The sequence below is a fragment of the Collinsella aerofaciens genome, from assembly GCF_028207065.1.
GTDB classification, from domain to species: Bacteria; Actinomycetota; Coriobacteriia; order Coriobacteriales; family Coriobacteriaceae; genus Collinsella; species Collinsella aerofaciens_AR.
Window position 1 is genome coordinate 1 of sequence record NZ_JAQLFP010000060.1, and the last position, 1,551, is coordinate 1,551.

The following is a 1,551-nucleotide window of genomic DNA, read 5'->3' on the forward strand; positions in this document are numbered from 1 at the left end:
CGACAGACACTATGACCCAATCCGAGGGCACTAAAAAGATAGGAGCCCCCGCTCGTGACCGCGGGTCGGGGCTGCGACAATGATGTTGAAGTGCCATAGGCGCAGCCGCGCCGCAACGAGGTTGGGAGGCTCCCATGCCAAAGTATTCTACCGCGTTCGGGATGGACGTCCACCTGAGGTCGACCACCGTCTGCGCCCTCGACGCGGACACCGGCGAGGCCGTGACGAGGAGGTTCCCCGGCAACCCCTGGGGCGAGATCGCCGGGTGGATGGGTGGGTTCCCCGGGCCGTCGCTCGCGGCCTACGAGAGCGGCTACCCCGGCTTCGCCCCGCAGAGGGAGCTCGCCGGGCTCGGCGTCGAGTGTGTCGTCGCCGCGGTCTCGAAGATCCCCAGGTCGGCCGCCGACTCGGCCTCCAAGAACGACAGGAACGACGCCGCCAGGATGGCCAAGGCGATACTCGCCCACGACATCTCCCCCGTATGGGTCCCCTCCCCCGAGGTCGAGGGCATCAGGGACCTCGCCGGCGCCTACGACGGGGCGACCGCGCGCCTGGCGACCGCCAAGCAGCGGCTGCTCGCCTTCCTCGCAAAGCGAGGGTTCGCCTACGGCGGCACCACGCCCGCCGGCAACCCGAGGAAGTACTGGACCTACGACTTCCTGAGGTGGCTCGACAAGGTCAGGCCGGAGGACGATGGCGGGGTTCGGACGCTCGCCGCTCTGAGGAGCGAGGTCGAGGCCGCGGCGGAGGCCCGGGCGGATCTGCTCTCCGAGTACAGGGCGGCCGTGGATGCCAGCCCGATCGCCGCGGAGGTGGCCGCCCTCCAGTCGATCAAGGGCTGCGCCTTCGCGCTGGCCGCAGCCTTCTCGGCCGAGGTCGGCGACTTCACGAGGTTCCGTTCCGGAAGGCAGGTCACGGCCTATTTCGGCCTCGCGCCGAGTCAGAGGTCGAGCGGCGACTCCGTGCGGCTCGGAGGCATCAGCGGTGCGGGCAACGCGCTCGTGAGGAAGCTGGCCGTTGAGGGTTCATGGTGCTACGCCGCGGCGCGGCACCAGCCGAAGCTCATGCCGAGGGACACGGGCGTGCCCCTCGAGATAAGGATGCACGGGAGGAAGGGATCCGAGCGGCTCCTGCGGCGGCGCGAGGAGATGCTCGCCCGCGGCATGCCCCAGGCGAAGGCTAACGCGGCCACCGCGGCCGAGCTCGTGAGGTGGCTCTGGGCCCTCGGCATGATGTGCCGGGAGGGCGCGGAATAGACATAGCCCCCGCCCCGGCGAGCCGGGCGGCCTTCGGGGATACCCCCTATTTCGCTGTGCGCGCGGAGCCCTCCGCATGCGCCTCGACAGACTTGGGGAACCCCGCCGAAGGAATGGAGTGCGGGCCGACAGAACGGTATCCGCGGATATGAGACTGAGCCGAAGGCGTCGATGACATGCCGGGGGCGGACCGGGACGGGTTAACGGCAGGCCCCGCCGACCGATTGCAAGCGGTCGGCGGGGCCATTGTGGCTCTTGACAGCGGATTGGGTCATATGAGCGAAAACCCGCCAGA

The 1,551-nt window shown here is 69.5% G+C and carries 1 protein-coding gene; it reads left to right on the forward strand.

Annotation, left to right across the window (positions count from 1 at the left end):
* Window positions 1-134 precede the first annotated feature (134 nt).
* Window positions 135-1,256, forward strand: coding sequence for an IS110 family RNA-guided transposase (locus PMX72_RS10230; protein WP_118225808.1), 1,122 nt, complete (start codon window positions 135-137; stop codon window positions 1,254-1,256).
* Window positions 1,257-1,551 lie beyond the last annotated feature (295 nt).